The organism is Micromonospora sp. WMMD964, from assembly GCF_029581455.1.
Lineage (GTDB): Bacteria > Actinomycetota > Actinomycetes > Mycobacteriales > Micromonosporaceae > Micromonospora.
The window spans coordinates 1,620,625-1,646,684 of the sequence record NZ_CP120860.1; the positions used below are offsets into that span (position 1 = coordinate 1,620,625).

The 26,060-nt window shown below is 72.8% G+C and carries 23 protein-coding genes and 1 riboswitch; of the genes, 13 read left to right on the plus strand and 10 right to left on the minus strand.

The genetic code is table 11. The features are described 5' to 3' along the window. The first annotated feature begins 130 nt into the window (after positions 1–130). The gene (locus O7616_RS07635) at positions 131–1,309 is read left to right on the plus strand and encodes a type VII secretion protein EccE (RefSeq protein ID WP_282306183.1); all 1,179 of its coding nucleotides are present in this window, start codon (positions 131–133) and stop codon (positions 1,307–1,309) included. A gap of 15 nt (positions 1,310–1,324) precedes the next feature. On the opposite strand, the gene eccD is transcribed toward O7616_RS07635, so the two are convergent. Then, positions 1,325–2,722, minus strand: coding sequence for a type VII secretion integral membrane protein EccD (eccD, locus tag O7616_RS07640; protein ID WP_282262910.1), 1,398 nt, complete (start codon positions 2,720–2,722; stop codon positions 1,325–1,327). Between the two features lie 166 nt (positions 2,723–2,888). Here eccD and eccCa point away from each other — a divergent pair, with 166 nt between their 5' ends. The 3 genes from eccCa (at position 2,889) to O7616_RS07655 (ending at position 7,668) form a co-directional block, all read left to right on the plus strand. After that, positions 2,889–6,854 carry a type VII secretion protein EccCa gene (gene eccCa / locus O7616_RS07645; RefSeq protein WP_282306184.1) on the plus strand — a complete coding sequence of 1,322 codons (3,966 nt, stop codon included), beginning with the start codon at positions 2,889–2,891 and terminating at the stop codon, positions 6,852–6,854. Between the two features lie 201 nt (positions 6,855–7,055). Continuing rightward, on the plus strand, positions 7,056–7,364 hold the full coding sequence (locus O7616_RS07650) for a WXG100 family type VII secretion target (protein WP_282262907.1): 309 nt from the start codon (positions 7,056–7,058) through the stop codon (positions 7,362–7,364). Positions 7,365–7,389: 25 nt separating this feature from the next. Continuing rightward, positions 7,390–7,668 (plus strand): WXG100 family type VII secretion target, encoded by a 279-nt coding sequence (locus O7616_RS07655; RefSeq protein ID WP_203174913.1) that lies wholly within the window; start codon positions 7,390–7,392, stop codon positions 7,666–7,668. A gap of 74 nt (positions 7,669–7,742) precedes the next feature. Here O7616_RS07655 and mycP read toward each other — a convergent pair whose 3' ends face one another. Together mycP and O7616_RS07665 are read right to left on the minus strand one after the other, a co-directional pair. Next, on the minus strand, positions 7,743–8,975 hold the full coding sequence (mycP, locus tag O7616_RS07660; protein WP_282306185.1) for a type VII secretion-associated serine protease mycosin: 1,233 nt from the start codon (positions 8,973–8,975) through the stop codon (positions 7,743–7,745). 50 nt (positions 8,976–9,025) lie between these two features. Further along, positions 9,026–9,352: a helix-turn-helix domain-containing protein gene (locus O7616_RS07665; protein WP_282306186.1), complete on the minus strand. Its 327-nt coding sequence runs from the start codon at positions 9,350–9,352 to the stop codon at positions 9,026–9,028. 195 nt (positions 9,353–9,547) lie between these two features. Here O7616_RS07665 and O7616_RS07670 point away from each other — a divergent pair, with 195 nt between their 5' ends. After that, the gene (locus tag O7616_RS07670) at positions 9,548–10,261 is read left to right on the plus strand and encodes a carbonic anhydrase (RefSeq protein WP_282306187.1); all 714 of its coding nucleotides are present in this window, start codon (positions 9,548–9,550) and stop codon (positions 10,259–10,261) included. Positions 10,262–10,475: 214 nt separating this feature from the next. Here the strand turns inward: O7616_RS07670 and O7616_RS07675 are convergent, their stop codons facing one another. Together O7616_RS07675 and O7616_RS07680 are read right to left on the minus strand one after the other, a co-directional pair. Then, the gene (locus tag O7616_RS07675) at positions 10,476–11,495 is read right to left on the minus strand and encodes a hypothetical protein (protein ID WP_282262897.1); all 1,020 of its coding nucleotides are present in this window, start codon (positions 11,493–11,495) and stop codon (positions 10,476–10,478) included. A 4-nt stretch (positions 11,496–11,499) separates the two neighbouring features. Then, positions 11,500–11,630, minus strand: a riboswitch (cyclic di-AMP (ydaO/yuaA leader). A 166-nt stretch (positions 11,631–11,796) separates the two neighbouring features. Next, entirely contained in the window at positions 11,797–13,167 is a 1,371-nt protein-coding gene (locus tag O7616_RS07680) for a YibE/F family protein (protein ID WP_282306188.1), read from the minus strand. A 455-nt stretch (positions 13,168–13,622) separates the two neighbouring features. Between O7616_RS07680 and O7616_RS07685 the strand changes: the two genes are divergently transcribed. After that, positions 13,623–15,581: a heavy metal translocating P-type ATPase gene (locus O7616_RS07685; RefSeq protein WP_348773875.1), complete on the plus strand. Its 1,959-nt coding sequence runs from the start codon at positions 13,623–13,625 to the stop codon at positions 15,579–15,581. Positions 15,582–15,587: 6 nt separating this feature from the next. Here the strand turns inward: O7616_RS07685 and O7616_RS07690 are convergent, their stop codons facing one another. Further along, entirely contained in the window at positions 15,588–15,884 is a 297-nt protein-coding gene (locus O7616_RS07690; RefSeq protein WP_088986622.1) for a metal-sensitive transcriptional regulator, read from the minus strand. Positions 15,885–15,973: 89 nt separating this feature from the next. Between O7616_RS07690 and O7616_RS07695 the strand changes: the two genes are divergently transcribed. From O7616_RS07695 to O7616_RS07725, 7 genes are all read left to right on the plus strand, one after another. Beyond that, entirely contained in the window at positions 15,974–16,183 is a 210-nt protein-coding gene (locus tag O7616_RS07695) for a cation transporter (RefSeq protein WP_282262891.1), read from the plus strand. 13 nt (positions 16,184–16,196) lie between these two features. Further along, positions 16,197–17,144 (plus strand): hypothetical protein, encoded by a 948-nt coding sequence (locus tag O7616_RS07700; RefSeq protein ID WP_282306190.1) that lies wholly within the window; start codon positions 16,197–16,199, stop codon positions 17,142–17,144. Positions 17,145–17,156: 12 nt separating this feature from the next. After that, positions 17,157–19,409, plus strand: a complete 2,253-nt coding sequence (locus O7616_RS07705; protein ID WP_282306191.1) for a heavy metal translocating P-type ATPase — start codon at positions 17,157–17,159, stop codon at positions 19,407–19,409. Positions 19,410–19,482: 73 nt separating this feature from the next. Further along, entirely contained in the window at positions 19,483–19,656 is a 174-nt protein-coding gene (locus O7616_RS07710) for a CsbD family protein (protein WP_282262888.1), read from the plus strand. A gap of 162 nt (positions 19,657–19,818) precedes the next feature. Continuing rightward, a complete protein-coding gene (locus O7616_RS07715; RefSeq protein WP_282306192.1) occupies positions 19,819–20,166 on the plus strand; it encodes a helix-turn-helix domain-containing protein in 348 nt (115 codons plus the stop codon). Between the two features lie 5 nt (positions 20,167–20,171). After that, positions 20,172–20,441, plus strand: a complete 270-nt coding sequence (locus O7616_RS07720) for a hypothetical protein (protein WP_282306193.1) — start codon at positions 20,172–20,174, stop codon at positions 20,439–20,441. Between the two features lie 111 nt (positions 20,442–20,552). Further along, positions 20,553–22,010 (plus strand): alpha/beta hydrolase, encoded by a 1,458-nt coding sequence (locus tag O7616_RS07725; protein WP_282306194.1) that lies wholly within the window; start codon positions 20,553–20,555, stop codon positions 22,008–22,010. Between the two features lie 47 nt (positions 22,011–22,057). Here the strand turns inward: O7616_RS07725 and O7616_RS07730 are convergent, their stop codons facing one another. From O7616_RS07730 to O7616_RS07745, 4 genes are all read right to left on the minus strand, one after another. Next, positions 22,058–22,699 carry a class I SAM-dependent methyltransferase gene (locus O7616_RS07730; RefSeq protein ID WP_282306195.1) on the minus strand — a complete coding sequence of 214 codons (642 nt, stop codon included), beginning with the start codon at positions 22,697–22,699 and terminating at the stop codon, positions 22,058–22,060. Positions 22,700–22,816: 117 nt separating this feature from the next. Next, entirely contained in the window at positions 22,817–24,076 is a 1,260-nt protein-coding gene (locus tag O7616_RS07735; protein ID WP_282306196.1) for a DUF6596 domain-containing protein, read from the minus strand. Further along, on the minus strand, positions 24,073–24,429 hold the full coding sequence (locus O7616_RS07740) for a YciI family protein (protein ID WP_282307557.1): 357 nt from the start codon (positions 24,427–24,429) through the stop codon (positions 24,073–24,075). Before O7616_RS07740 ends, O7616_RS07735 begins: the two co-directional genes overlap by 4 nt. A gap of 312 nt (positions 24,430–24,741) precedes the next feature. Further along, a complete protein-coding gene (locus tag O7616_RS07745) occupies positions 24,742–26,004 on the minus strand; it encodes a DUF2786 domain-containing protein (RefSeq protein ID WP_282306197.1) in 1,263 nt (420 codons plus the stop codon). Between the last annotated feature and the right edge of the window lie 56 nt (positions 26,005–26,060).

Sequence of the window (26,060 nt, forward strand, 5' to 3'; positions counted from 1 at the left end):
GATCAGGTCGGGGTGCCGTCGCGGGCTTCCCTACGATAAGGGGCCGACCGGGGTTGCTCGGGACCACCGCTCGCCCCGGCACCGGAGGGGACCCGGCGCAGAGCCGTACGTGCAGGAGGGACAGTCAGCGATGACGCAGGTTCAGGCACGACCCGCCCGAGCGACAACGGACCCGTCCACGACGCGCTCGACCCCGCCGGCCGACCGGCCCGGTCGAGGACGGGTCGGCCCGGTGCTGGTCGGGCAGCTCGTCGTGCTGGAGTTGTGCGTGCTCGGCGTCTGGGCCGCGTCGGCCGGGCCCAGTTGGGCGCTCGCCGTGGCGGGTGGCGTGGCGCTGCTCGCCGTCCTGGTCACCTTCGCCCGGCGGGGCGGCCGCTGGTGGTTCGAGGACCTGCTGCTGCGGCGGCGGCTGCGACGCCGTGGTGAGCGCGCGTCGGCGGCGGTGGCCGGTGGCACGGCGGCGGACCCGCGGCTGGCCACCCTCGCCCCCGAGTTGAGCATCATCGAGCTGACCGACCGGGGCACCCGGCTCGGCATCGGGCAGGACGCCCAGGGGTGGTTCGCGGCGGTGGCGCTGCAATCCGTCAGCGGTGCGACCGTGGGGTCGCTGCCGGCGTCCACGGTGGACCAGGTGCTGGGCGTGCTCACCGACTTCAGCGCGCCGGTGTCCCGGGCCCAGGTGGTCGCGCACACCCTGGTCTGGTACCCGGCACCGGGCGCGCCACCGGCCGCGCACCGGACCGTCTGGGTGGCGTTGCGGCTCACCGTCCGCGACGCCCGGGTCGAGGCGGTGAGCCGGGGCGGCGGGCTGCCCGGCGTACACCGGACGGTGGCTGCCGGGATCGGCCGGCTCGGTAAGGCGCTGACCAGCGCGGGTCTGTCCCACCGGCCACTGGGCCGGGAGGAGCTGCGCGCCGCCATCGTCTCCGCCGCCGGACTGGACCTGGGGCCGGAAGCGCCGACGGAGACCTGGCGTGGGTTGCGCGGCGGCGGGTGGACCCACCGGTGCATGGCGCTGCGGGGTCGGTCGGACGCGCCGCTCGGCCCGCTCGTCGACGCGATCACGGCGACCTCGGCGCCGTCGCACACGGTGGCCGCGACGGTGTCGATGGACGGCCGGGTGGCGGCGCCGCTGCTCCGGATCGCCGCGATGGACGGTCACGTGGAGGCGCTGCTGAAGGTGGTCCGGGACGTCGCGCAACGGGCCGGTATGTCGACCCGACCCGTGGACGGTCAGCACGGCCCGGGCGTCTACGCCAGTGCCCCGGTGGCGTCGGCGCTGGGAGCGTCCACCCGCCCGCGGTCGTAGTGACCGGCCGGGCGGTCAGGGCCGGAGGTTGACGATCCAGCCGTAGAGCCCGCACACCCAGAAGGCGAGCGGGACCAGTGCGATGATCAGCAGGATCTCGGCGATGTCGAGGAGTCGGCCCCAGACCGGTGAGATACGTTTGCCGGCGACGGTCAGGCCGTAGATCAGGCTGATCACGGCGGCCAGCACCAGACCGCCGAGCACCAGGCCGAGCTTGACCGGCAGTGAGCCGTCGGTGAAGGTGGCCGCGGCGGCCAGGCCCAGCCCCGCCGTGCCGGCGAGCAGCACCGGGGTGCGCTGGGCGCGGCCCAGGAGCGGTCGGGCCCGCAGCAGCGACAGCAGCGCCAACACCAGGCACAACAGCACCGCCGGCAGTCGGCCGTCGAGAGCCAGCACGAGTTCCGCGCCCAGCACCAGCAACGCGAACGTCCACAGCAGACCGGTCAGGAACTGGTCGGCGCGTTCACTGCGCAGGAGCACCTGCCGGCCGTCCACCGACTCGGTGTCGGTCTTCAGGTCCTCCGGCCCGGTCGGGATCGACGGCACCGGCAGTCGCGCCAGCCGGTAGGCGGTCATCGGCAGCGCCGGCACCACGGCGAACGCCACCGCGGCCACCACCGCCGCGGAGGCCGGCGCGTCGAGGCCGAAGAGCAGGCAGAGCAGCGCGCCCAGGCCGGTCGCGGCCCCCACCCCGATCGCGGCGAAGAAGAGTGGGTACCGGTCACCGACCGCCAACACGGCGACGGCCCCGGCGACCACCGCGGCGGTCGCCGCCAGCAACACGTGCGGGCTGGCCAACCCGGTCAACGGCCGGTCGCCGGCGAGCAGCAGTAGGCCGCCGGTGGCGGCGTGCGTCAGGCCCAGGAGGGCCAGCACCGCGCCGGTCCGGCTGTCACCGGCGGCCCTGGACAGCACGGCCGCGCCGACCAGCAACGCCACCGCGACCAGCAGGGCCGCCAGCGCGCCGGGCAGGTGCGGTGGGCCGGCGAAGAGCGCGGCGAGCGCACCGGCGCCGAACGCCGCCGCCGCGAAGACCACAGCGAAGGACCTGGTCGCGGCGGCCTGCCAGGCCCCGGGACGCTGGTTCGTCGCGGTGGCGACCGCGTCCACCACGTCGTCGAAGACGATCTCCGGCGCGGCCGCGGACCGGGGGTTGAAGTAGAGCACCTCACCGTCGCGGACGCTGAGCTGCGCAGCGGTGCGCCCGCCGTCCAGCGGCGCGCCGCCCAACCGGGACAGCGCCCAGCCGCCGTGCCGCGCGCCCTCGTCGGCGAGATCCTCGCCGGCGTACCGCAACAGGGTGGGGAGCAGGTCCGCCAACGGCACGTCCGACGGCAGCGCCAGATCCATTCGGGTACGCGGGGCCACGATGGTGATCCGGCTCAGACCACCGGTCGCCGTCTTCGTCGCCACAGTGGCCTCCAGGTGTGCGTCTGCGATCGGCTGGCCGCGATGCTGCGGTCCGGGTCCACCGCGCCCACGGCAGATTACCTACGATGGCGGGCACGTACGATGCCCACCCGCGGGCTCCGGTCCGCGCTGGCACGTCATCAGGGCCGCTTCTGGGGAGGAGACAGCCGTGAGCACGGTGGTGTTCCGCCGGCTCCCGCGTCAGCCGGGGCCGGCCCTACCTCGCGGCGAGGTGCTGCTGGAGTCACCCCCCGAGCTGCCCGAGCCGACACCCCGCGGCATGGGGCAACTGCTCATGATCCTGCCGATGTTCTGCGGGGTCGGTGCGATGGCCTTCCTCTACGCCGGCAAGGGCGGCGGCATGATGACGTACGTCGCGGGCGGCCTCTTCGGCGTCTCGATGCTCGGGATGGCGATCGGCTCGCTGGCCAACAGCGGTGGCAAGGACAAGGCCGAGTTGAACGCCGACCGCCGCGACTACATGCGCTACCTGGCGCAGATGCGCAAGCGCACCCGGCGCGCCGCCGAGCAGCAGCGGGCCGCGATGGCGTGGCGGCACCCCGAGCCCGACGCGCTCTGGTCGATCGCCGCGTCCCGTCGGCTCTGGGAGCGACGGATCACCGAGGACGACTTCGGCGAGACCCGGATCGCGCTCGGCCCGCAGCGGCTGGCCGTCGAGATCGTCCCGCCGGAGACGAAACCGGTCGAGGACCTGGAGCCGATGAGCGCCATCGCGCTTCGCCGGTTCGTCCGCGCACACTCCACAGTGCCCGAGTTGCCGACCGCGTTGTCGGTGCGTGCGTTCAGCCGGGTGGTGCTGCGCGGTGACCGCGAGCCGGTGCTCAACCTGACCCGTGCCGCGCTCGGCCAGTTGGCCACCTTCCACGCGCCCGACGACCTGGTGGTGGCGGTCGTCGCCGCACCGGACCGGCAGTCCTCCTGGGGCTGGGTGAAGTGGCTGCCACACGCCCACCACAGCGCCCGTACGGACGCGGCCGGCGCCCGCCGGCTGGTCTTCGCCAGCCTCACCGAGGCCGAGGCCGCGCTCGCCGGTGAGCTGGCGTCGCGACCCCGCTTCGCCCCCGAGGCCAAGCCGTTGACGACCGCCGCGCACCTGGTCGTGGTCATCGACGGTGGCGAGGTCTCGCCGACCTGTCAGCTGGTGGGGCCGGGTCTGCTCGGCACGACGGTGATCGACCTCTCCGGCACGGTCCCGCGCGACGCCGGCCGTTGGCTGCTGTGCCTCGACGTCGCCGACGGAAGCACCCTCGACCTGGTGCGCGGCAGCTCGACGTCGCCGCTGGGCCGCCCCGACCAGCTCAGCGCCGAGGCCGCCGAGGGGCTGGCCCGGCAGATCGCCCCCTACCGGCTGTCCCAGCAGCAGACCAGCAGCGAGGAACCGCTGGCCCGCAGCATGGAGCTACCGGACCTGCTCGGCGTGGGCGACGCCGCGACCGTGGACGTGCAGAACACCTGGCGTCCGCGCGGTCACCGGGACCGGCTGCGCATCCCGCTCGGCGTCGGGCCGGACGGCAACGTGGTCGAGCTGGACTTCAAGGAGTCGGCGCACGAGGGCATGGGCCCGCACGGCCTGGTCATCGGTGCCACCGGGTCGGGTAAGAGCGAGCTGCTCCGTACGGTGGTGGCCGCGTTGGCGGTGACCCACTCGTCGGAGGAGTTGAACTTCGTCCTGGTGGACTTCAAGGGCGGCGCGACGTTCGCCTCGCTGGAGGCGCTGCCGCACACCAGCGCGGTGATCACCAACCTGGCCGACGAGCTGCCGCTCGTCGACCGGATGCGGGACGCGCTCGCCGGTGAGATGGTGCGTCGCCAGGAGTTGCTGCGGGCGGCCGGAAACTACGTCTCGCGCTTCGAGTACGAGAAGGCCCGCGCCGCCGGTGAACCGCTGGCCCCGATGCCCAGCCTGCTGATCATCTGTGACGAGTTCAGCGAGCTGCTCGCGGCCAAGCCCGACTTCATCGACCTGTTCGTGATGATCGGCCGACTGGGTCGGTCGCTCGGCGTGCACCTGCTGCTGGCCAGCCAGCGGCTCGAAGAGGGCAAGCTGCGTGGTCTGGACACGCACCTGTCGTACCGGATCGGTCTGCGCACCTTCTCCGCCGTGGAGAGCCGGATCGTGCTCGGTGTGCCGGACGCGTACGAGCTGCCGAACGCCCCCGGTCACGGCTACCTGAAGACCGACACCAGCACGATGCTGCGGTTCCGGGCCGCCTACGTGTCGGGGGCCTACCGGGCGCCGGGGCAGCAGGCGAGCGCCTCGCAGGCGTTGGTGCAGCGGCGGATCGTGCCGTACGGCCTCGACTTCGTTCCGGCCCAGCTTCCGCAGATGCCGGTGGCCGCCGCCCCCGAGCCCGAACAACCGGCCGACGGCAAGGCCGTGGCGATGCTCGACGTGCTGATCGCCCAGCTCAAGGGTCGGGGCCGCCCCGCCCATCAGGTGTGGCTGCCGCCGCTCGCCGATCCGCCGGGTCTGGGCGAGTTGCTCGGCGCGCTGGCGGTCGACCCGACCTACGGGCTGTGCACCGCGTCCTGGCCCGGGCGGGGTCGGCTGACCGTGCCGGTCGGTGTGGTGGACCGCCCGTACGAGCAGCGCCGCGACCCGATGATGGTCGAGCTGGCCGGGGCCGGCGGCAACGTGGTCATCGTCGGTCGTTCGCTCAGTGGCAAGAGCACCATGCTGCGTACGCTGCTCGCCTCGCTGGCTCTGACGCACACACCGCGCGAGGCGCAGTTCTTCTGCCTGGACTTCGGCGGCGGCGCGCTGCGCAGCCTGGAGCGGTTGCCGCACATGGCGGGGGTGGCCGGTCGGCGCGACGTCGAGGCGGTACGCCGGACGGTCGCCGAGGTGGTGGCCGTCCTGGACGACCGGGAGGCGCGCTTCGCCCAGCACGGCATCGACTCGGTGGCCAGCTACCGCCGTCGCCGGGCCGCCGGTGAGTTCGCCGACGACCCGTTCGGTGACGTGTTCCTCGTGGTGGACGGTTGGAACACGCTGCGCCAGGAGTACGAGGAGCTGGAGCAGACCATCACCACCCTGGCCAACCGTGGCCTCGGTTTCGGCGTACACGTGGTGCTGACCGCCGTGCGGTGGGCGGAGATCCGGATCAACATGCGGGATCTGCTCGGCACCAAACTCGAGTTGCGGCTCGGCGACGCCTCCGAGTCGGAGATCGATCGCCGGGCGGCGGCGAACGTGCCGGAGAAGTCGCCCGGTCGTGGTCTGACCCGGGACAAGCTGCACTTCCTCACCGCGATCTCGCGGATCGACGGCCGCCGCGACATCGACGACCTCAGCGAGGCGTCGGTGTCCCTGGCCGGGCACGTGGCGGCGAACTGGCCGGGGCGCCCGGCCCCGAAGGTCCGACTGCTGCCCCGGCGACTGCCGGTGGGCGAGTTGGCCCGGATCATCGACCGGTCGGCGCCCGGTCTGCCGATCGGCGTCAACGAGTCGGCGCTGGCACCGGTCTACCTGGATCTGGCGAACGAGCCGCATCTGACGGTCTTCGGGGACGCGGAGTGTGGCAAGACCAACCTGTTGCGACTGATCGCCCGAGGGATCACCGAGCGGTACACGCCCGCGCAGGCACGTCTGGTGATCGCCGACTACCGGCGTGGTCTGCTGGGTGCGGTGGAGGGCGATCATCTCCTGGACTACGCGCCGTCCAACCAGGCGTTCGCGCAGGGGTTGGCCTCGATCCGCAGCGCGTTGTCCAACCGTCTGCCGGGTCCGGACGTGACCACCGCCCAGCTGCGCGACCGTAGCTGGTGGAAAGGCCCGGACCTGTACATCCTGGTCGACGACTACGACCTGGTCGCCTCCGGTGGCAGCAACCCGCTCAGCGCCCTGCAGGAGCTGCTGCCGCAGGCACGCGACATCGGTCTGCACCTGATCATCACGCGTCGGGTCGGCGGCGTTTCCCGGGCGCTCTACGAGCCGGTGCTGCAACGATTGCGCGAGTTGGATTCACCGGGCCTGCTGATGTCCGGTAACCGGGAGGAGGGCGCGGTCTTCGGGACGCTGCGGCCGAGCCCGCAGCCACCGGGTCGGGGCACCCTGGTCCGGCGGCGTGACGGTCAGCAGCTGATCCAGACCGCGTGGGCCGAGCCGTCGTGATCGGTCGTCCGGCGGGGCGGCATCCGGTCGCCTCGGTCCGATTCACCGCCATCCATCGCGCGGCGGTGGTCAGGGCTGCGAGGGCTGGTCGGCTTCCGCTACGGTCTTCACTGGAGTGTCCGTCGGTGGGGTGTTGCTGCCTTGCCGCGGGGGAGGGGTGCGGCCGAGCCGCCACCACAACATGACGGAAGGGTGTGAAGCATGGCGTTCGAGGTCGAAGCAGCGACTCTGCATACCGCCGCGAGTGACGTGCGGTCCACGCGCAGCGAGGTTGACGGCGAGCTGAAGAAGCTGTGGAACGTGGTCGACGACCTTGCTATCGCGTGGAAGGGTCAGGCGTCGACGGGCTTCCAGTCGCTGATGACGCGCTGGAACGAGGACACCAGCAAGCTGCTGACGGCGATGGACAACATCGCCGACCTGCTCGACAAGTCGGGTACGACGCACCAGGTCAACGACGAAGAGCAGCAGCAGATGCTGGACAAGTTCCACTCTGCTCTCAACCCGTGATCCGCAGGCAGCAGAGGAGGAAATCGTGACGATCAAGGTTGACTACGCTGTCCTCGAGAGCAGCAACCAGCAGATGCAGGCCATCTCGAAGACCATCGACGAGAAGCTCGACACGCTGCGGTCGATGCTGTCCAAGCTGCACTGGGACGGCGAGGACCGGGTTGCCTACGAGCAGCACCAGGCCAAGTGGGACACGGCGGTCCGGGACATCAACCGGATCCTGAACGAGATCGGCGGCGCTGTCGGCATCGCCCGCGAGAACTACGTCTCCACCGAGATGAGCAACTCGAAGGTGTGGGGCTGAGCAGTTCGGTGGTGTGGCTCCGGTCCGGTCGATCCGGGCCGGAGCCGCATCGTTTCCGGCCCCGGTAGGTGCCGCTAGTCGACGCCCGGTGCGTCGACGCGCCGGCCCGGTCGCCAATCGCGCCGGCGGCCCCGGGCGACGATCGGTCTTCCGACCAGCAGCAGCACGGTGATCAGCCCGCCGATCAGCGCCGCCCAGATCGCGACGGTACGTTGCCGGCCCAGCGGGTCGTCCTGCCTGACGGGTGCCGGGAGCGCGCTGACGGGCGGGTTGGTCCGGGTGCCCAGCACGCTCGACACGGCCCGGTAGGGGTTGACCATGCCGTAGCCGATGTCGGCGTTGTGACCGTCCGGTGGGTTGTCGGCGGTGCGTTTGAGTCGTTCGGCGACCTGTTCTGGAGTGAGGTCGGGGTAGGCCGCCCGGACCAGTGCCGCCGCACCCGAGACGTACGCGGCGGCGTAGCTGGTGCCACCGTTGGGCTCGGCGCGGTAGCCGGGCCCCCGTGGTGCCGGACCGATGATGTTCAACCCGGGCGCGGCGATGTCGACGTAGTCGCCGCTGATCGAGGTGCCGACGTGACCGCCCTCCTCGTCGACCCCACCGACCGCCAGCACCCCGGGGTACGCGGCCGGGTAACCCGGCCTGCTCTGCTGCCCCTGCTCCTGGTTGCCGGCGGCGGCGACCAGCACGACCCGCTCGGCCAGTGCCCGCTCGACGGCGGCGCTGAGTTCCGGGCCGGGAATCGTCGTCAGGGACAGGTTGATCACGTCGGCGCCCTGCTCGACCGCCCAGTCGATGGCGGCGGCGATCTGCCCGGGAAGCTGTGGGTCGTCGGTGTCCCTGAGGTCCGGCAGGACCCGGATGGGAAGGATGCGGGCGGCCGGGGCGATGCCGCTGAAGGGGACGCCGGTGCCCTCCCGGCCCGCGATGATGCCGGCGATCATCGTGCCGTGCCCGACGAGGTCGCACTGGCCCTTGTTGGCCGGCAGGCCGTTGAAGTCGCGACCTTCGAGCACCCGGCCGGTGAGCAGCGGGTGGGTTGCGGACACCCCGGAGTCGATCACCGCCACCGTCACTCCGGCGCCGCGGGACAGCGGCCAGGCCGAGGACGGTTCCAGCCGGCGCAACGCCCACGGCGCTGCGGCCAGGCCCTCCTCGCCCTCCGGGCCGCAGGAGGGGGGCGCGGCGGTTGCCGGTGACGGTGCCACCAGGCCGGTGCCGAGCAGAACCGCCAGCAGTCCACTGAGGACCGGGCGGGTGGCGTGGCGGGGCGAGGGGGTCGCGCTCGACGGCGGGCATTCGCGCACCCGCAGAGATTACCGCTGTGGCCGGTGGGGCAACGGCCCGGCGACGAGGGTCAGGTCTGGGAGCCGACCTCCTCGGCGGGCGTATCGGCGAACAGTGCGAGCAGCGCGCCGACCTGGCGGTCGGCCTCGGCGGGGTGCCGGAACCGGCCGGCCGGGTTGAGGGTGTACTCGTTGCGCCGCCCGACGCGGGTGCGGCGCAGGTATCCGCCCGCCTCCAGGTCGGCGACGATCGCCTGCGCGGCGCGTTCGGTCACCCCGACCTCGGCGGCGACATCCCGCAGCCGCGCGGTCGGGTCGCGGGCGATGGCCAGCAGGACGTGCCCGTGGTTGGTGAGGAATGTCCAGTTCCGCCCGCTGCCGGTCGGCGTGCTCGCCATCGTGTGACCGCCTCTCCGGATGTCCGCCCTCGGTGCGTCGCCCAGCCGTCGATTCGGGGTCAACGTATGAAATCTATATCACGCATCCCTTGACGCGTCTTTCGGTGCGTGTGACGGTGGACCCCGAGCCAGCGCCCGCCGCCGGCCTGCCTGAAGCCGTTTGACCAGGTCAGATGCGTCGAGACGAGGTGCGGAATGAGTCATTCCGGGACGACCGGCGGGCAGCCGGGGCCGCAGCGAGCCGCCGACCGGGCACCCGCGTCGAGCGGGCCGGTCCGGGCGTACACCGAGTTGGTGGCCGGCAACCGGCGCTTCGTCGACGGCACCCCGCACCACCCCAACCAGGACGCCGGGCACCGGGCCGCAGTGGCCGACGGGCAGCACCCGTTCGCGGTGATCGTCGGCTGTTCCGACTCCCGCCTGGCCGCCGAGATCATCTTCGACCGCGGGCTGGGCGACCTGTTCGTGGTCCGCACCGCCGGCCACACCGCCGGTCCGGAGGTGCTCGGCAGCGTGGAGTACGCGGTGACGGTGCTCGGCACCCCGCTGGTGGTGGTGCTCGGTCACGACTCGTGCGGCGCGGTCCAGGCGGCCCGGGAGGCCGCCGCGACCGGCACCCGCCCGCCGGGGCACCTGCCCGCCGTGGTCGACGCCGTGCTGCCCAGCCTGCGCCGCGCCGAGGCCGAGGGTGTGCGGGACATCGACGGCATCGTCGACATCCACATCGCACAGACGGTCGAGACCCTGCTCGGGCAGTCGCCCGTGCTGGCCGATGCGGTGGCCCAGGGGCGGTGCGCGGTGGTCGGTGTGTCGTACCGGCTCGCCGCCGGCGAGGTGCGCCCGGTGGCCGTGGTGCCGGCCGGCTTCACGACCCTCGACACCGACCCGGCCGCGCCCGCCGCCGCCTGACCCGACCGGGGCCGCTCGGTCGCCGGACGCGACGAGGGCTGCTCGGTCGCCGGACGCGACGAGGGCTGCTCGGTCGCCGGACGCGACGAGGGCTGCTCGGTCGCCGGACGCGACGGGGGCCGTTGGGTCGCCTGACGCGATCAGGGCCGTTCCCTGACACGACGAGGGCCGTTCCGCGCGACGCGGAACGGCCCTCGGTCGATACCCCTGTGGGTCAGAGCAGCGACATGTGGACGTGGTCGGTGTGGTTCGACGGCCCGCTGTACGACTTCCAGCCGGTCGCCGGGAACCAGATCTGCCGGTTCCAGATCACGTAGTAGATGCCCAGCCGGTCGGCGTTGCGGATGAGGAACGCGGCGACGTTGTTGCCGTACTTCCGGGTGTCCTCGTTGTGCCACGGGGCGAAGCCGCTCTTCTGCAGCGACCAGTCGCAGGCGCGACCCTTCGGGTGCTCCCACGGCCCACCGGAGCGGTAGCAGCCGACGAACCGGTTGAAGCCGGCCCGCTTGACCTCCTTGTACGCGTGCAGTGTGCGGGGCGTGACGCAGCCGGACGTGGTGGGGTCCTTCTCGCTGCACGACTGTGGCTTCCAGTCGCCGTCGGCGGTGCGGCCGGGGCCGATCTTGGCAACCGGTGACGTGGCGTCCACCAGGCCGCCGGTGAAGCCCTTTCCGCCGACGAGGGAGAGCGCCTTGTCCGCCTCGCTCTTGCGCTTCGCCATCAGGGCGGTCTGCTTCTGCTGCTCGCGGACCTCCGCGTCGAGAAGTTGCTTGGCCTGCTCGGCGCGGGCCTTCACCGCGTTGACCTCGGCGAGCTTCTTCTCGTTGACCATGTTCATCTCGTCGAGAAGCGAGGCGCGCTGGACGAACGCGTCCGGGGCCTTGCTCTCCAACAGCATCGCGAGCGCGCCGATGCGGCCGGTCCGGTACGACTGGGCGGCGATCTGCCCGACCTGTGGGGTCAGCGCGTCCAGGTCGGCCCGGGCCCGATCGACCTCCCGCGCCAGCTCGCCCTGCCGCTTCTTGGACTTGTCCAATTGGGACTTGGCTGCGGAGTAGTCGCGGTTGGCCTGCTCGATGACGTCGGTGAGCAGCTGCGGCTCGCCGTCCTCCTCGTGCCCGGACGGGGTGGGAGTCGTCGGGGCGGCGTGGGCCGGGAGGGGCCCGGCGAGCACGGTCAGTGCGGCGATCACGGCCACCACGGGTGTCAACCAGCGGCGTAGGGGTGCCGTCACAATGTTCCCTTCCGTCGACCGCCGACCGGGTTAGCTGACGGGTTCGGGGCGGAAGTGGCCCCTACCGCTGACGCGGATTCACCCCACGTACCTGGGTCCCCGGCTCGCCGGTTGGCGATTGGGCGGTGGCACCGCAGACGCCGCTTCGCGCCTTCATCGGTGACCGGCAGCGAGGTTACCCGAGAGTCGACCGGGTGAGCTACGCCTGGATGCCGACCAAAAGCGTCATTTCGCCATAGCGGTGAGTGACCAGTGACGCGGTTCTCAGGGTGTGGGCCCGATCTGGTCACGCTGAGGAGTGTCACCATGTCGTATCCGTGCTCCTGTTCGGCTCCGGCCACCGGTCGGCGGCGGTCGATGGGGGTGCGGGCCGCGTCGGGTCGGGCTCGTCGGAGTGACCCGTTCGCGGTGAGATCAGTGCGGCGAGCGCCTCGGCCCGGTCCGGCTGCGGTCGCGGGGCGGTGGCGTCGGCGGGCGACGTGCTGTCCGTGCGACCGGCGGCGGTCACCACCGCGGCCAGCCCGGTGGTCAGCGGCACGGCGGCGATCAGGCCGAGGGTGGCGACCGCGCTGCGGACGATCTCCTGGGCGAGGAACTCGCTGGTGAGGATCTGCCCGATCGGCCGCGAATCGGCGGTGAGCAGGAGCAGCAGCGGCAGCGACGCGCCCGCGTACGCCAGCACGATGGTGTTGACAGTGGACGCGATGTGCGCCCGGCCGACGCGGGTCGCCGCCCGGTACAACTGCAACCGGGTCAGGCCGGGGTTGGCGTGCGCCAACTCGGTGACGGTGGCCGCCTGGGTGACCGTCACGTCGTCGAGCACCCCGAGGGAGCCGATGATGATGCCGGCGAGCAGCAGGCCGTGCAGGTCCACGTCGCCCTGGAACATCGACAGGGTGGTGGCTTCCTCACTGCCGAAGCCGGTGAGGTGGGTCGCGGCCGTGGCGATGGTGGCGAGCACGCCGGTCAGCACCAGGCTGCCCAGGGTGCCGAGCACCGCCACCGACGTCTGTGCGGTGACCCCGTGCGTCAGGTAGAGCACCACGAACATGATCAGCGCGGCGCCGACCACCGCCACCAGCAGCGGTGACTTCCCTGCGCCGATACCCGGCAACACGAAGGTGAGCAGGATGGCGAAGCTGGCGGCCAGCCCGGCGAGCGCGGCGAGACCCCGCCACCGACCGAACGCGACGATCGCGGCGGCGAAGACGACAGCCAACCACAGCATCGGGGTGCCCCGTTGGTGCTCGGCGACGTTCCAGTTGCTGATGGCGGGGTCGGTCGGGTCGGTCAGCTCGACCAGGATGACCTCGTCGCCGACCTCGACCCGAGGTGCGCCCGGCCCGTCGGGCACCGGCGTCTCGACCTGCTCCCCGGCCGACGGCCCGTCGTCCACGCGCACGTCGACGGTGCCACAGCGGCCGTCACCGACGCGCGGTGTGCCCTCGGGGCTCGACGGCGACGGCGGGCACGGTTCCGTCACCACCCGGGTCACCGTGCCGCGGTAGCGCGGCACGTCCGCCTCGCCGTCGGACTGCGGTGACCCGCCGCGCGGCCAGAGGACCAGGGCCGCGATCACGGTGGCGACGAAGAGAGGCACCACGGTCATGACGAGGATCCGTCGCACCCGGGGTGGGGCGGACGGAGCGGGACGGGCGTGGTCGGAACCCAAGGTGAGACTCCCAACGATCCGGTGCGGGGTACGTGTCAGTGGGCCGGTCGGTTCACCGTCACTGCGGAAACGTGGTGGAGGAACCCGACGGTTCGCCGGCTGACGATCGCTCGGTCACGGACAGTCAGGGTCTGACCCGACCGGCCGGCCGCGGCACCACCGTGCGACGGCGACGCTGCCCGTTCGTGCCTCGGTCCACCGGCGGTCATCGTGGGGAATGCTAACCAGCCCGGTCGGGGGACGCAGGTCGTGACGGAGTGTCGGCGGTCGAACCGCTCGCGTGGCGGCTCCCGGACCGGCATGTTGGAGACATGGCCGCACCGTCACCGCCCGACCCTGGTCCGCACACCCCGGCGGCGCCGCACGACGAGCACGCCGGGCACGCCGAGCACGCGGGGCACGCCGAGCACGCCGGGCACGCCGGGCACGACAAACACGCCGGGCACGATCCCGAGATGTTCCGTCGTCGTTTCTGGGTCTGTCTGGCTCTCACCGTCCCGGTGGTCCTCGCCAGCCATCTGGTGTCGGACCAGTTGGGCCTGAGCTGGGACGTACCAGGCCGTTCCTGGGTGGGCCCCGTGCTCGGCTCGGTGGTGTTCTGGTGGGGCGGCTGGCCGTTCCTCGTCGGCGCGGTGCGGGAGGTGCGGGACCGCGCCCCCGGGATGATGCTGCTGGTCGCGATGGCGATCACCGTGGCCTACGCGGCGTCACTGGCGACCAGCGTGGGCGCCTTCGACCTGGACTTCTGGTGGGAGTTGGCCGCGCTGGTCACCATCATGCTGCTCGGGCACTGGCAGGAGATGAAGGCCATCGGGCAGGCCCGGGGGGCGCTCGCGGCGCTGGCCGCGCTGCTGCCGGACGAGACCGAACGGGTCGCGGCGGACGGACAGGACGAGGCGGTGCCGGTGTCCGGCCTGCGGGTCGGTGACGTGGTGCTGGTCCGCCCGGGCGGTCGGGTGCCGGCGGACGGTCGCGTCGTCGACGGCGACGCCGAACTGGACGAGTCGATGATCACCGGTGAGTCACGGCCGGTCGCCCGGTCGGCTGGTGACCGGGTGGTGGCCGGCACCGTGGCCACCGACTCGGCGATCCGGGTACGCGTCGAGGCGCTGGGTGAGCAGACCGCGCTCGCCGGGATCCAGCGGATGGTCGCGCAGGCCCAGGGCTCGGGTGGGCGGGCGCAACTGCTCGCCGACCGGTTCGCGGCCGCGCTGTTCTACGTGGCGACCGGCACCGCCGTGCTGACCGTGCTGGTCTGGAGTGCGCTCGGCCGACCCGACGAGGCGGTGGTCCGCGCGGTCACCGTGCTGGTGATCGCCTGCCCGCACGCGCTGGGCCTCGCCATCCCTCTGGTCGTCGCGCTCTCCACCGCGTTGGCCGCGCGGTCCGGGATCCTGGTCAAGGACCGGTTGGCGTTGGAGCGGATGCGGACCGTCGGTGCGGTGCTCTTCGACAAGACCGGCACGTTGACCCGGGGCGAGCACGCGGTGACCGACGTGCTGCCGGTGCCGGGTGTCCAGCGGGACGAGGTGCTGCGGATCGCGGCGGGCGTCGAGTCGGACAGCGAACATCCGCTGGCCCGGGCCATCGTGGCGGCGGCCGGGCCCGCCGGACCGCTCCCGGCCACCGGGTTCCGGTCGCTGCCGGGCCGCGGCGTGCGGGCGACTGTCGACGGTACGGAGTACGCGGTGGGCGGTACGGCGCTGCTGCGGGAACTCAGCCTGGCGTTACCGACCGAGCTGGAGACGGCGACCGGGCGGTGGTCGGCGCGGGGGGCCGCGGTGCTGCACCTGGTGCGGCTGCCGGAGACCGTGCTCGGCGCGTTCGCGCTGACCGACGAGGTACGCCCGGAGGCGCGGCGGGCCGTCGACGAGCTGCGCGCCGAGGGGGTCCGGACCATCGCCATGATCACGGGTGACGCCCGACCGGTGGCCGAGGCGGTCGCTGCCGAACTCGGGTTCCGGCCCGGCGTCGACGAGGTCTTCGCCGAGGTGCTGCCCGCGGAGAAGGACAGCCGGGTGGCCGACCTGCAACGGCGGGGGTTGATCGTGGCGATGGTCGGCGACGGCGTGAACGACGCGCCGGCGTTGGCCCGAGCGGACGTCGGTATCGCGATCGGCGCGGGCACCGACGTGGCGATCGAGTCCGCCGGGGTGGTGTTGGCGTCGTCGGACCCGCGCGGGGTGGGTGCCGTGGTGCGGCTGTCCCGGGCGTCGTACCGCACGATGCGGCAGAACCTGGCCTGGGCGGCGGGCTACAACGTGGTGGCGCTGCCGCTGGCGGCGGGGGTGTTGGCGTGGGCCGGTGTGGCGTTGAGCCCGGCGCTGGCGGCGGTGCTGATGTCGGCGTCCACGATCGTGGTGGCGCTCAACGCGCAGTTGTTGCGCCGGGTCCGTCTCGGGCAGCCGGACTGAGGGCTGTCAGCCGCGCTTCATCAGACGGCCGACCGCCGCCATCATCTCGGTGGCCATCTCGTCGGCCCGGCCCTCGGCCGCCCCCTCGTGCATGCAGTGCCGGGCGTGCCCGTCGAGCAACCCGAGCGCCACCTTGTCGAGGGCGGCCTGGATCGCGGAGATCTGGGTGAGCACGTCGATGCAGTAACGGTCGTCGTCGACCATCTTCTCGATGCCCCGGACCTGCCCCTCGACCCTGCGGAGGCGCGCGAGCAGCTGGTCCTTGCTGGCGGTGTATCCCCGGATCGGGGCGGGTGTGGTCATGCCGGCAAGGATAGCCTACCCCCCGGGGGTATGGTACGGTCGCTTCCGGTGGGATACCCCCACCCCGTACCGGTAAGGGAGACGTTTCGATGGTCAACACGACGTACCAGGTGCAGGGCATGACCTGCGGGCACTGCGTGAGCGCGGTCACCGCCGAGGTCGGCGCCATCGCGGGCGTGCACGGCGTCCAGGTCGACCTCGCGACCGGCCGGGTCACCGTCGACAGCGACCAGCCGTTGGACACCGCTGTCGTCCGGGCCGCCGTCGACGAGGCCGGCTACAACCTCGTCGACGCGTGATCGGAGGGTCGGCATGCGCACCGTGACGAAGCTGGCCGGGTTCGCCGTCGGCCTGGCGGCGGTCTTCGGCACGACGTACGGGATCGGCCGGGTGGTCGACCGCGCCCCGGCGGCCGAGAGCCGGCACGTCGACGGTCCGGCTCCCGCCACGGGCGCCGCCGACGAGGCGGCCGACCGGCTCCCCGGCGGCCTGCTCGTCTCCGACCGTGGCTACACCCTCGAAACCGTCGACGTTGCGGCCGACGAGTTCGCCTTCCGGATCGTCGGGCCGGACGGCCGCCCGGTGACCCGCTACGACGTGGCGCACGACAAGCGGATGCACCTGATCGTCGCCCGGCGGGACCTCTCCGGCTTCCGCCACGTGCACCCCGACCTGGCCCCGGACGGCACCTGGCGGGTCGACACCCCGTTCGACGGCGCCGGGCAGTGGCGGGCGTTCGCCGACTTCGCCCCGACCGGGGGTGAGCCGCTGACTCTCGGTGTGGACGTGACGGTCCCCGGCGAGCTGACCGAACGACCGCTGCCACCCCCGTCGACCAGCACCACCGTCGACGGTTACACGGTGACCCTGACCGGTGCGCCGCAGCCCGGCCGCACGTCACCGCTGAGCCTGAGCGTGAGCCGGGGCGGGCAGCCGGTCACCGACCTGCAGCCCTACCTGGGCGCGTACGGGCATCTGGTGGCGCTGCGCCGAGGTGATCTGGCGTACCTGCACGTGCACCCGGACGGGACACCGGGGGACGGGCGGACCCGCCCCGGCCCGGCGATCACCTTCCTCGCCGAGGTGCCGTCGGCCGGCAGCTACCGGCTCTACCTCGACTTCCGGCACGGCGGGGCGGTGCACACCGCCGAGTTCACGGTCGTCACCAGCGGCATCTCGACCGGGCCCGTTCCCAGCACGAGCGGACCCGCGCCGACCGGGGGCGCCGACCACGGCCCCCCCGGGCACGGGCACAACTGACGGGACGAGACGATGACCACCACCAGCAGACCGCTACCTGAGGCGCCGAACCGGATCGAGTTGGCGATCGGCGGGATGACCTGCGCCGCCTGCGCCGCCCGGATCGAGAAGAAGCTCAACCGGATGGACGGCGTGAGCGCCACCGTCAACTACGCCACCGAGAAGGCGACCGTCCGGTACGCCGACGGCGTCACACCTGACGACCTCATCGAGACCGTGCAGAAGACCGGTTACACGGCCGCGCTGCCCAGCCCGCCGACCGTGGAGCAGCCGGTCGACCCGCTGCAGGGTCCGCGTACCCGGCTCTGGGTCTCGGTGGCGCTGAGCGTGCCGGTGGTGCTGCTGGCCATGGTCCCGGCCTGGCAGTTCGACTACTGGCAGTGGCTGTCGCTGACCCTGGCCGCCCCGGTGGTGGTCTGGGGTGGGTTGCCGTTCCACCGGGCGGCCTGGACCAACCTGCGGCACGGCGCGGCGACGATGGACACTCTGGTGTCGCTCGGCACCCTCGCTGCGTTCGGCTGGTCGCTCTGGGCGCTGTTCCTCGGTGACGCCGGCATGCCGGGGATGACGCACCCGTTCCGCTTCGACATCACCCGCACCGACGGTGCCGGCAACATCTACCTGGAGGCCGCCGCCGGGGTGACCGTGTTCATCCTGGCCGGGCGCTACTTCGAGGCCCGGTCCAAGCGGACCGCCGGGGCGGCCCTGCGTGCCCTGCTCGAACTCGGCGCTCGCGAGGTGGCGGTGCTGCGAGACGGGGTGGAGACGCTGGTCCCGGTGGACCGGCTCGCCGTCGGTGACCGGTTCGTGGTCCGCCCCGGGGAGAAGATCGCCACCGACGGCGTGGTCGACGAGGGCACCTCCGCCGTCGACGCCAGCATGCTCACCGGTGAGTCGGTGCCCGTCGAGGTCGGCCCCGGTGACGGCGTGGTCGGTGCCACCATCAACGCGGGCGGGCGACTGGTCGTCACCGCGACGCGGGTCGGTGCGGACACCCAGCTCGCCCGGATGGCCGACCTGGTCGAGCAGGCGCAGAGCGGCAAGGCGGCCGTGCAGCGGCTGGCGGACCGGATCTCCGGCGTGTTCGTGCCGATCGTCATCACGCTCTCCGTCGGCACCCTCGGCTGGTGGCTCGGGACAGGAGCCGGCCCGACCGCCGCGTTCACCGCCGCCGTGGCCGTGCTGATCATCGCCTGCCCCTGTGCGCTCGGCCTGGCCACCCCGACGGCGTTGCTGGTCGGCACCGGGCGGGGCGCCCAACTCGGTGTGCTGATCAAGGGACCGGAGGTGCTGGAGTCCACCCGCCGGGTGGACACCGTGGTGCTGGACAAGACCGGCACCGTCACGACCGGCCGGATGACCCTGGTGGACGTCGTGCCGGTGAGCGGGGAGGACCGGGCCGAGCTGCTCCGCCTCGCCGGTGCGGTGGAGGCCGCCTCCGAGCACCCGATCGCCCGAGCGGTCGCCACGGGTGCCGCCGAGGCCGGTGCGCTGCCTCCGGTGGCCGGCTTCCGCAACCTGGAAGGGCTGGGCGTGACCGGCACCGTGGACGGGCGGGTCGTGCTGGTCGGCCGGGCCCGGCTGCTGCGCGAGCGGCAGCTCGACGTACCGCCGGAGATCGAGTGGGCGGTCAGCGAGGCGGAGGCCGCCGGCCGTACGGCGATCGTGGCCGGCTGGGACGGGCGGGCCCGGGGCGTGCTCGCGGTCGCCGACGTGGTCCGGCCGACCAGCCGGGCGGCGGTGGCCCGGCTACGCGCCCTGGGGCTCACCCCGGTCCTGCTGACCGGCGACAACACGACAGTGGCCCGGGCGGTCGCGGCCGAGGTGGGCGTCGACGAGGTGATCGCGGAGGTGTTGCCGGCCGGCAAGGTCGACGTGGTCAAGCGGCTCCAGGCCGAGGGCCGGTCGGTGGCGATGGTCGGTGACGGGGTCAACGACGCCCCGGCGCTGGCCCAGGCCGACCTCGGGCTGGCCATGGGCACGGGCACCGACGTGGCGATCGAGGCGTCCGACCTCACGCTCGTCCGGGGCGACCTCGACGCCGCGGTGGACGCCATCCGGTTGTCCCGACGCACGCTCGGCATCATCCGGGGCAACCTGTTCTGGGCGTTCGGTTACAACGTGGCGGCCCTGCCGTTGGCCGCCGCCGGGTTGCTCAACCCGATGATCGCCGGCGCGACCATGGCGCTGTCCTCGGTCTTCGTGGTGGCCAACAGCCTGCGGCTGCGTCGGTTCCGGTCGGCTGCTGTCGATAGCGGACTGTGACGACGGCGATGGTTGGACCGCCGACGGCGGGGTACTGCTGATGTCGTAGCGACGCCTGCGATGGAGGTTGGCAATGAGTTTCGACGACAAGATCAACAACGCCACCGAGGACGCGGCCGGCAAGCTGAAGGAAGGCGCCGGTCGGGCCACCGACAACGAGCAGCTCGAGGCCGAGGGTCGCGCCGACCAGTCGACGGCCAAGCTCAAGCAGGCCGGCGAGAAGATCAAGGACGCCTTCAAGAGCTGACGTACGACGTACCCGCACGCCGGGCCGGTGATCTTCACCGGCCCGGCGTGCTGTGTGTCCGGGTGCCTCCCGTGCCCCTGAGATCCCCCTGATTCCGCCGCCGCTCCCCGCCGCCGCGCGCCCGAACCTGCTAGCGTCTCTTTGCATGTGCAAGGGCTTGTTATGAGCAGCGCTGCACCGCCGACCGGCGACGACCTGGTCCGGATGCTGGCCGCCCTGGCCAACCCGCATCGGCTGCGGGTCGTCGCCGCGCTGTCCCGCGAGCGTGCCTACGTCAGCGGGCTGGCTCGGCAGCTGGGCATCAGCCGAGCGCTGTTGCAGGTCCACCTACGGAAGCTGGCGGCGGCCGGGCTGGTCACCGCTCGCCTGGAGTTGTCGGAGGACGGGAAGGCCATGAACTACTACGAGGTGGAGCCGTTCGTGCTCACACTCACTCCCCAGGTCATCGCGGCGGCGGCCGAGACGCTGACCGTGCCCGACTCGGCCGAGCAGCCCGGAGGATCGCGGTGACCGGGATGAGCGAGCACGACTGGACCGAGGTGGTCGGCGCTATCGGCATCTTCGCCCTGATCATCAGCGTGTTCACGGTGACGGTCGTGCAACTCGCCAAGACCCGGCGGGCCCGGTACGAGGCGGCCCGCGCGGACGACTACCGCCAACTCGCCGAGACGGCCGCCCGGGCCCAGGAGGAGAACGCTCGGCTGCTCGCGGCGATGGAGGCGCGGCTGGGCGGGATGGAGACCCGGATGACGAGTGTCGAACGGGTCCTGACGGCTGTCGACTGACACCGGCCCCGGGCCGTCGAGCGGCTACTCGACGGCCCGGGTGAAGAGCATCACCTCGCCCGGTGGGCGAGTTTCACCGGCAACGCTCCTTCCAGGAGAGGACAGCACCTCATGCTGCGCGTACGCAAATCCGCCGTCGGCTGGGCGGTCGCAGTGGCCCTCACGGCCACCGGCCTGACCCCGGCGAGCCCCGCCGCCGCCCGACCGCAACCCGGCCCGACGATCGAATGGCGGCCCTGTGCCAAGGACGCCACCGCCGAATGCGGCACAGTGTCGCTGCCGGTCGACTGGAACCGACCACGTGGTGAGCGCTTCGAGCTGGAGTTGGCCCGTCGGGTCGCCGACCCGGCCACCCGGGAAGGTGCGCTGGTCTTCGGCCCCGGCGGACCGGGGGACAGCGGCGTCGACCGGGTGGTGGACGGCAGTTCCCGGTTCAGCCCCGACCTACGCCGCCGGTTCGACATCGTCAGCTTCGACCCGCGCGGCACCGGACGCAGCCACCCGGTGATCTGTTCCCGGCAACTGCTCGGCCGGCAACCACAGGTGATCACCGACCAGGCTCAGTTCGACGCCACACTGGCCGACAACGCGCTGCTGCGCGCCGACTGTCGGGCCCGTACCGGGGCGCTCTACGACCACGTGGACACGACCAGCGCCGCGCGTGACCTGGACGCGATCCGTGTTGCGCTCGGCGAGCGCCAGCTCACCTTCCACGGCAGCTCGTACGGCACCCTGCTCGGTCAGCGGTACGCCGAGCTGTTCCCCGGCCGGGTCCGGGCCATGGTGCTGGAGGCCACCATGGACCACAGCCTCGGCACCCGCGCCTTCCTGGAAACCCAGGCCGTCACCGCGGAGGACGCGTTCGACGAGTTCCTGAACTGGTGTTCCCGCTCCGCCGACTGCGCGCTGCACGGTCGGGACGCGCGGGCGCTCTGGGCCGGGCTGCACTCCCGGGCGGAGCGGGGCACCCTGACCGACCCGGACCGGGGCGGCGCGACGCTCGCCCCGTTCGAGCTGAGCCGCCTCGCCCACAAACAGCTCTACGACACGTGGCGGTGGCCGGGGCTGGCCGAGTGGATCGTCCGACTGGAGGGCGCCGGCACGTCCCGCGTCGACACGCTGTCGGACGAGGCGGTGGCTCCGTACCCCTTCGCGGTCTTCTGCCAGGACTGGAGCCTGCCGGTCCGCGACTACCGCGAGTACGCGGGACTTGTGCGGCGCAGCGCGCAACTCGCGCCCGACCTGCGTTACCCGCCCGCGCTCTTCGCGGTGGTCACCTGCCTGGGCGCTCCGACGCCGGTCGCCGATCCGCAGCACCGGTTGCGGGTCCGCACCGACGTGCCGCTGCTGATCGCCGCCACAGTGCACGACCCGGCGAGCGGCTACGGCTGGGCTCGTAATGTGGCCCGGCAGTTGGGCCGGCACGGCGTGCTGCTCACCTACCAGGGGTGGGGGCACGGCAGCTACAGCAGCAGCCCGTGCGTGCGGCAGACCGTCGACGCCTACCTGATCGATCTGGTGGTGCCGACCCAGGATGCCAGCTGCCCGGCCGTCGAGCCCGAAGTCTGAGCGCACTGCCGCCGGCCGTCGGGGATTCCCGGCGGCCGGCGGTGTGGTCAGCTGCGTCGGGTGGCGCGTACGACGACGTCGTGCAGCGTGTTCTCGTGCCCACCCGGTCCGGTCACCGTGCGGTGGTGTTCCGCGGCGGTGGTGACCTCCCACGCGGTGCGGTCCAGGCGCGCGGTGATGTCCGCGAGCGTGACCGATGCCTCGGCGGGCGGATGGTGATCGTGCCCGGTGGTGCCCGACGCGTGCAGGTGCCCGACGACGAGCAGGGTGCCGCCCGGCGCCACCCAGGCGGCGAGACGGTCGTAGAAGGCCAGCTGCGGCATCGCCGGGTGCGCGTAGTGGGTGGTGACGAGATCGAAGCCGATGCTCGGCTCCCAGACCGCCAGGTCGGCTTCCACGAACCGCACCCGATCGGACACCCCGCTGGTCGTGGCCCGCTCGGCGGCACGGGCGAGGGCGGCGGAGGCGAGATCGACGGCGGTCACCCGCCAGCCGTGTGAGGCGAGCCAGACCGCCTCCGCGCCGGTGCCGCACCCGGCGTCCAGGGCCGTGCCCGGCGTCAGGTCGCCGGTCTCCCGAGCCAGGTAGGGGTGCGGGAGGTTGCCGGTCATGGCGTCGGGACGCTCGTGGTGCGCCTGGTGCCAGTGCCGGTCCCAGTAGTCCTTGTCGAATTCGTGCTGCTCGGTCATCAGGTCGCTCCTCCGCGTGTCGCCGACGACTGTGACCGGCTCCGAGAGGATCCGCAAAGATTGTTGCCGAATGGCAAAACGAGGCTTCGCCGGGAACGTCCGCGCCGCCCCACGGACCTACGGCGCACGTCGTCCCGTCAGGCGGGCCGCCCGCAGCTCCAGGTAGCGCTGCTCGGGCAGGCTCGTGGTGCCGCGAGCCGCCGTCAGGTACGCCTCCCGCGCCGCCTCCGGCTCGCCGGCCAGCTCCAGCAGGTGCGCCCGTACGGCGGCGAGCCGGTGGTGCCCGGCGGTGCGCTCGTCGGCGTCCAACGCGGTGAGCAGGCCGAGCCCGGCCCGTGGCCCGTCCACCATGGCCACCGCCACCGCCTGGTTGAGGGTCACCATCGGGTTCGGGGCGATCCGGGCCAACAGTCGGTAGAGCGCGACGATCTGCCGCCAGTCCGTCTCCGCCGCCGTCGACGCCTCCGCGTGCACAGCGGCGATCGCCGCCTGGAGCTGGTACGGCCCGGGCGGCGACCAGGTCAACGCCTCGGTGATCAGGGCGATCCCCTCGGCGATGGCGGCGGCGTCCCACCGCGTGCGGTCCTGCTCGGCCAGCGGCACCAACTCCCCGTCCGGGCCGAGCCGGGCCGCCCGGTGCGCGTCGGTGAGCAGCATGAGCGCCAGCAAGCCGGCCACCTCACCGTCGTCCGGCAGCAGCCCGTGCAGGATGCGGGCCAATCGGATCGCCTCACCGGTCAGGTCGGCCCGGTGCAGATCCGGCCCGCTGGACGCGGTGTACCCCTCGTTGAAGATCAGGTAGAGCACCCGCAGCACCGTCCGCAGCCGTTCCTCCCGCTCACCCGGCGCGGGCATGTCGAACCGGGCGCCGGCGGCCTCGATCCGCTGCTTGGCGCGGCGGATCCGCTGGCTCATCGTCGCCTCCGGCAGAAGGTGAGCCCGGGCGATCTGGGCGGTGCTGAGACCGCCGACCGCGCGCAGCGTGAGTGCCACCTGCGCCGATCCGTTCAGCGCCGGATGGCAGCAGAGGAAGAGCAGGTTCAGGGTGTCGTCCGTGTCCGGCACCGCCGGCTCCTCGTCGGCCGGTGGCGACACCCCGGCGTACGCCGGCTCCCGCAACGCCACCGCCACCTCACGGCCCCGGCGGGCGCTCTCGCTGCGCCAGTCGTCGGTGAGCCGGCGGGTGGCCACGGTGAGCAGCCAGGCGCGGGGATTGTCCGGTACGCCCTCCCCAGGCCACTGCATCGCGGCGGCGAGCAGCGCCTCCTGGACGGCGTCCTCGCACCTGTCGAACTGGCCGTGTCGGCGAACCAGCAGGCCGAGGACCTGCGGCGCGAGCGTGCGCAGCAGGTCCTCGACCGTCCGGTCGTCGGTCACATCTCCGTCCCGGCCTGCTCCATCACCGGGCGGACCTCCATCGCACCGCCGAAGCGCACGTCCGGCCAGCGCGCGGCGATCTCGGCGGCCCGTTGCGGGCTGTCGCAGTCGACGGTCAGGTACCCGGCGAACTGCTCCTTGCTCTCCATGAACGGCCCGTCGACGACCTCCGGGCTGTCGCCGACGAGCCGAACCGTCATCGTCTGCGCCGGGTTCGCCAACGCCTGGCCGTCGACCAACTCACCAGTCTCGGTCAGCTCCTTCATGATCTCGTCGACCTCGCCGAACAGGGCGGTGCGGTCCTGCTCGGTCAGCTCCTCGGTGAAGCCGGGCCGGTTCCAGATCAGCAGCATGTACTTCACAGTGGTGCTCCTCAGGCGTCGGTCGCACCCCGGTCTGGGCGCGGCTCACCGGAGGGTCGGAGCCGTCGCCCCGTTCCCTACGGCTCACCGAAGAAAATCGCAGAAATCTCCGCCAGTGGTGGTTCCCACGCCGGTCGGACGGTGCCGGTCGGGTCGGCGGCGGGTGGCTCCACGCGCGGGTCGGGTCGGGTCGGCGGCGGGTGTTTCCACGCGCGGGTCGGGTCGGCGCGGGCCGGGTCGGGTCGGCGGCCGTCAGGTCGGCGCGGGTGGGTCGGCGCGCGGATCGGGTCAGCGTGGGTCGGGTCAGCGTGGGTCGGGTCGGCGCCGGTCAGGCCGGTCGGGCACCTGTCGGGGCTTCCGCCCGCCGCCGACGTCCAGCGAGGCCCGGTCGGCCGCCGTCGTGCCGGAGGACCAACCCTCGGCGTCCCGGACGCTGAGCCGGTGCCGGGTCACGCCGGGGAAGAGCGTGTCCAGCCGCTCCCGGACCGCTTCACCCCGTGCCGCGAGCACCGGCAACAACTGTTCCGCCCCGGCCGCCCGGTCCGCCGCGTCGGTCGCCGCCTCGGTGGCCGTACGCAGCCGCTCGCCGATCCGCAGCGCGAACGCGTTGAGGAAGGACTCGTCCCACGCCTTCGTCCGCCGCCCCGACCCCGAGCGCCGCTCGGTGCGCCCGCGCAGCATCGCGGCGGTGGCCTGGACCAGCAGCGAGGTGTAGAGCAACTCCACCGCCACGAGATCGGCGGGCCAACCCAGCACGGTGGTGAAACCGAGATCGTCGGACCACACCGCCTCGCACCGGTTCGCCGCCGCCACCTCCTGCACCAGCAGCGCCTTCGCGCCCGCGTACGGGGTGTCGGTGCTCAGGCGTACCCCGCCCGGTAGGTCGCCACGCTCCGACCCGGCGGCCAGCAACGCCTCGTCGATGCTGTGCCGGGCGATCAACTCCTGCGCCTTGGCGGTCAACGCCTCCGCCTCGGCCGGGAAGGTGGTCGACTCGGCCTTGGCCAGCAACGCCCGTACCCGGTCGAGCATCGGCGACCCGCTGCGGCCCGCCCCCACCGGTCCGGCGCTCACCGGGCCGGTCGTACCCGGCGGCGGGCGCAGCACCGCGATCGGCGGCAGGCCCTCCACCAGCGCGAGAGTGTCCACGGCGGTCCGGAGCGCGTCGGCCCGGTCCAGGCCCTCAGTGGTGGTCCAGGAGGCCAGCACGTCGTGGTCGTCCCGGACGTCGGCGGTCAGCTCACCTAACTGGTCGTCCCACCAGGCGGGGACCGGTTCGGCCTGGGTGCGCCGCTGGGCGACCATCGCGGCGCGGACCAGCCGCGTCGCGCGGGTGCCGAGCCGCCGGGTGGTGATCCGGTCCACGTCGGCCGGCTGCCAGCCGCGTGGCCAGAGTCGGCTCAGGCCGCGGACCAGTCGGCCCAGCAGCGCCGCGTCCACCGCCGTGGTGCCGTCCGCCGCGCCGGTGCCGACCATGAGCTGGTCCAGCTGTCGTTCGGCCTGCCGTACGTCGGTGCCGCGCATCGCCGCGAGTGCGTTGGCGACGAGTTCGTCCGCGTCCGGCACGGGCACCTCCTTCTCCGGTTGTGGCCTCGGTCGCCCCTCCAGGCTCCATGATCATG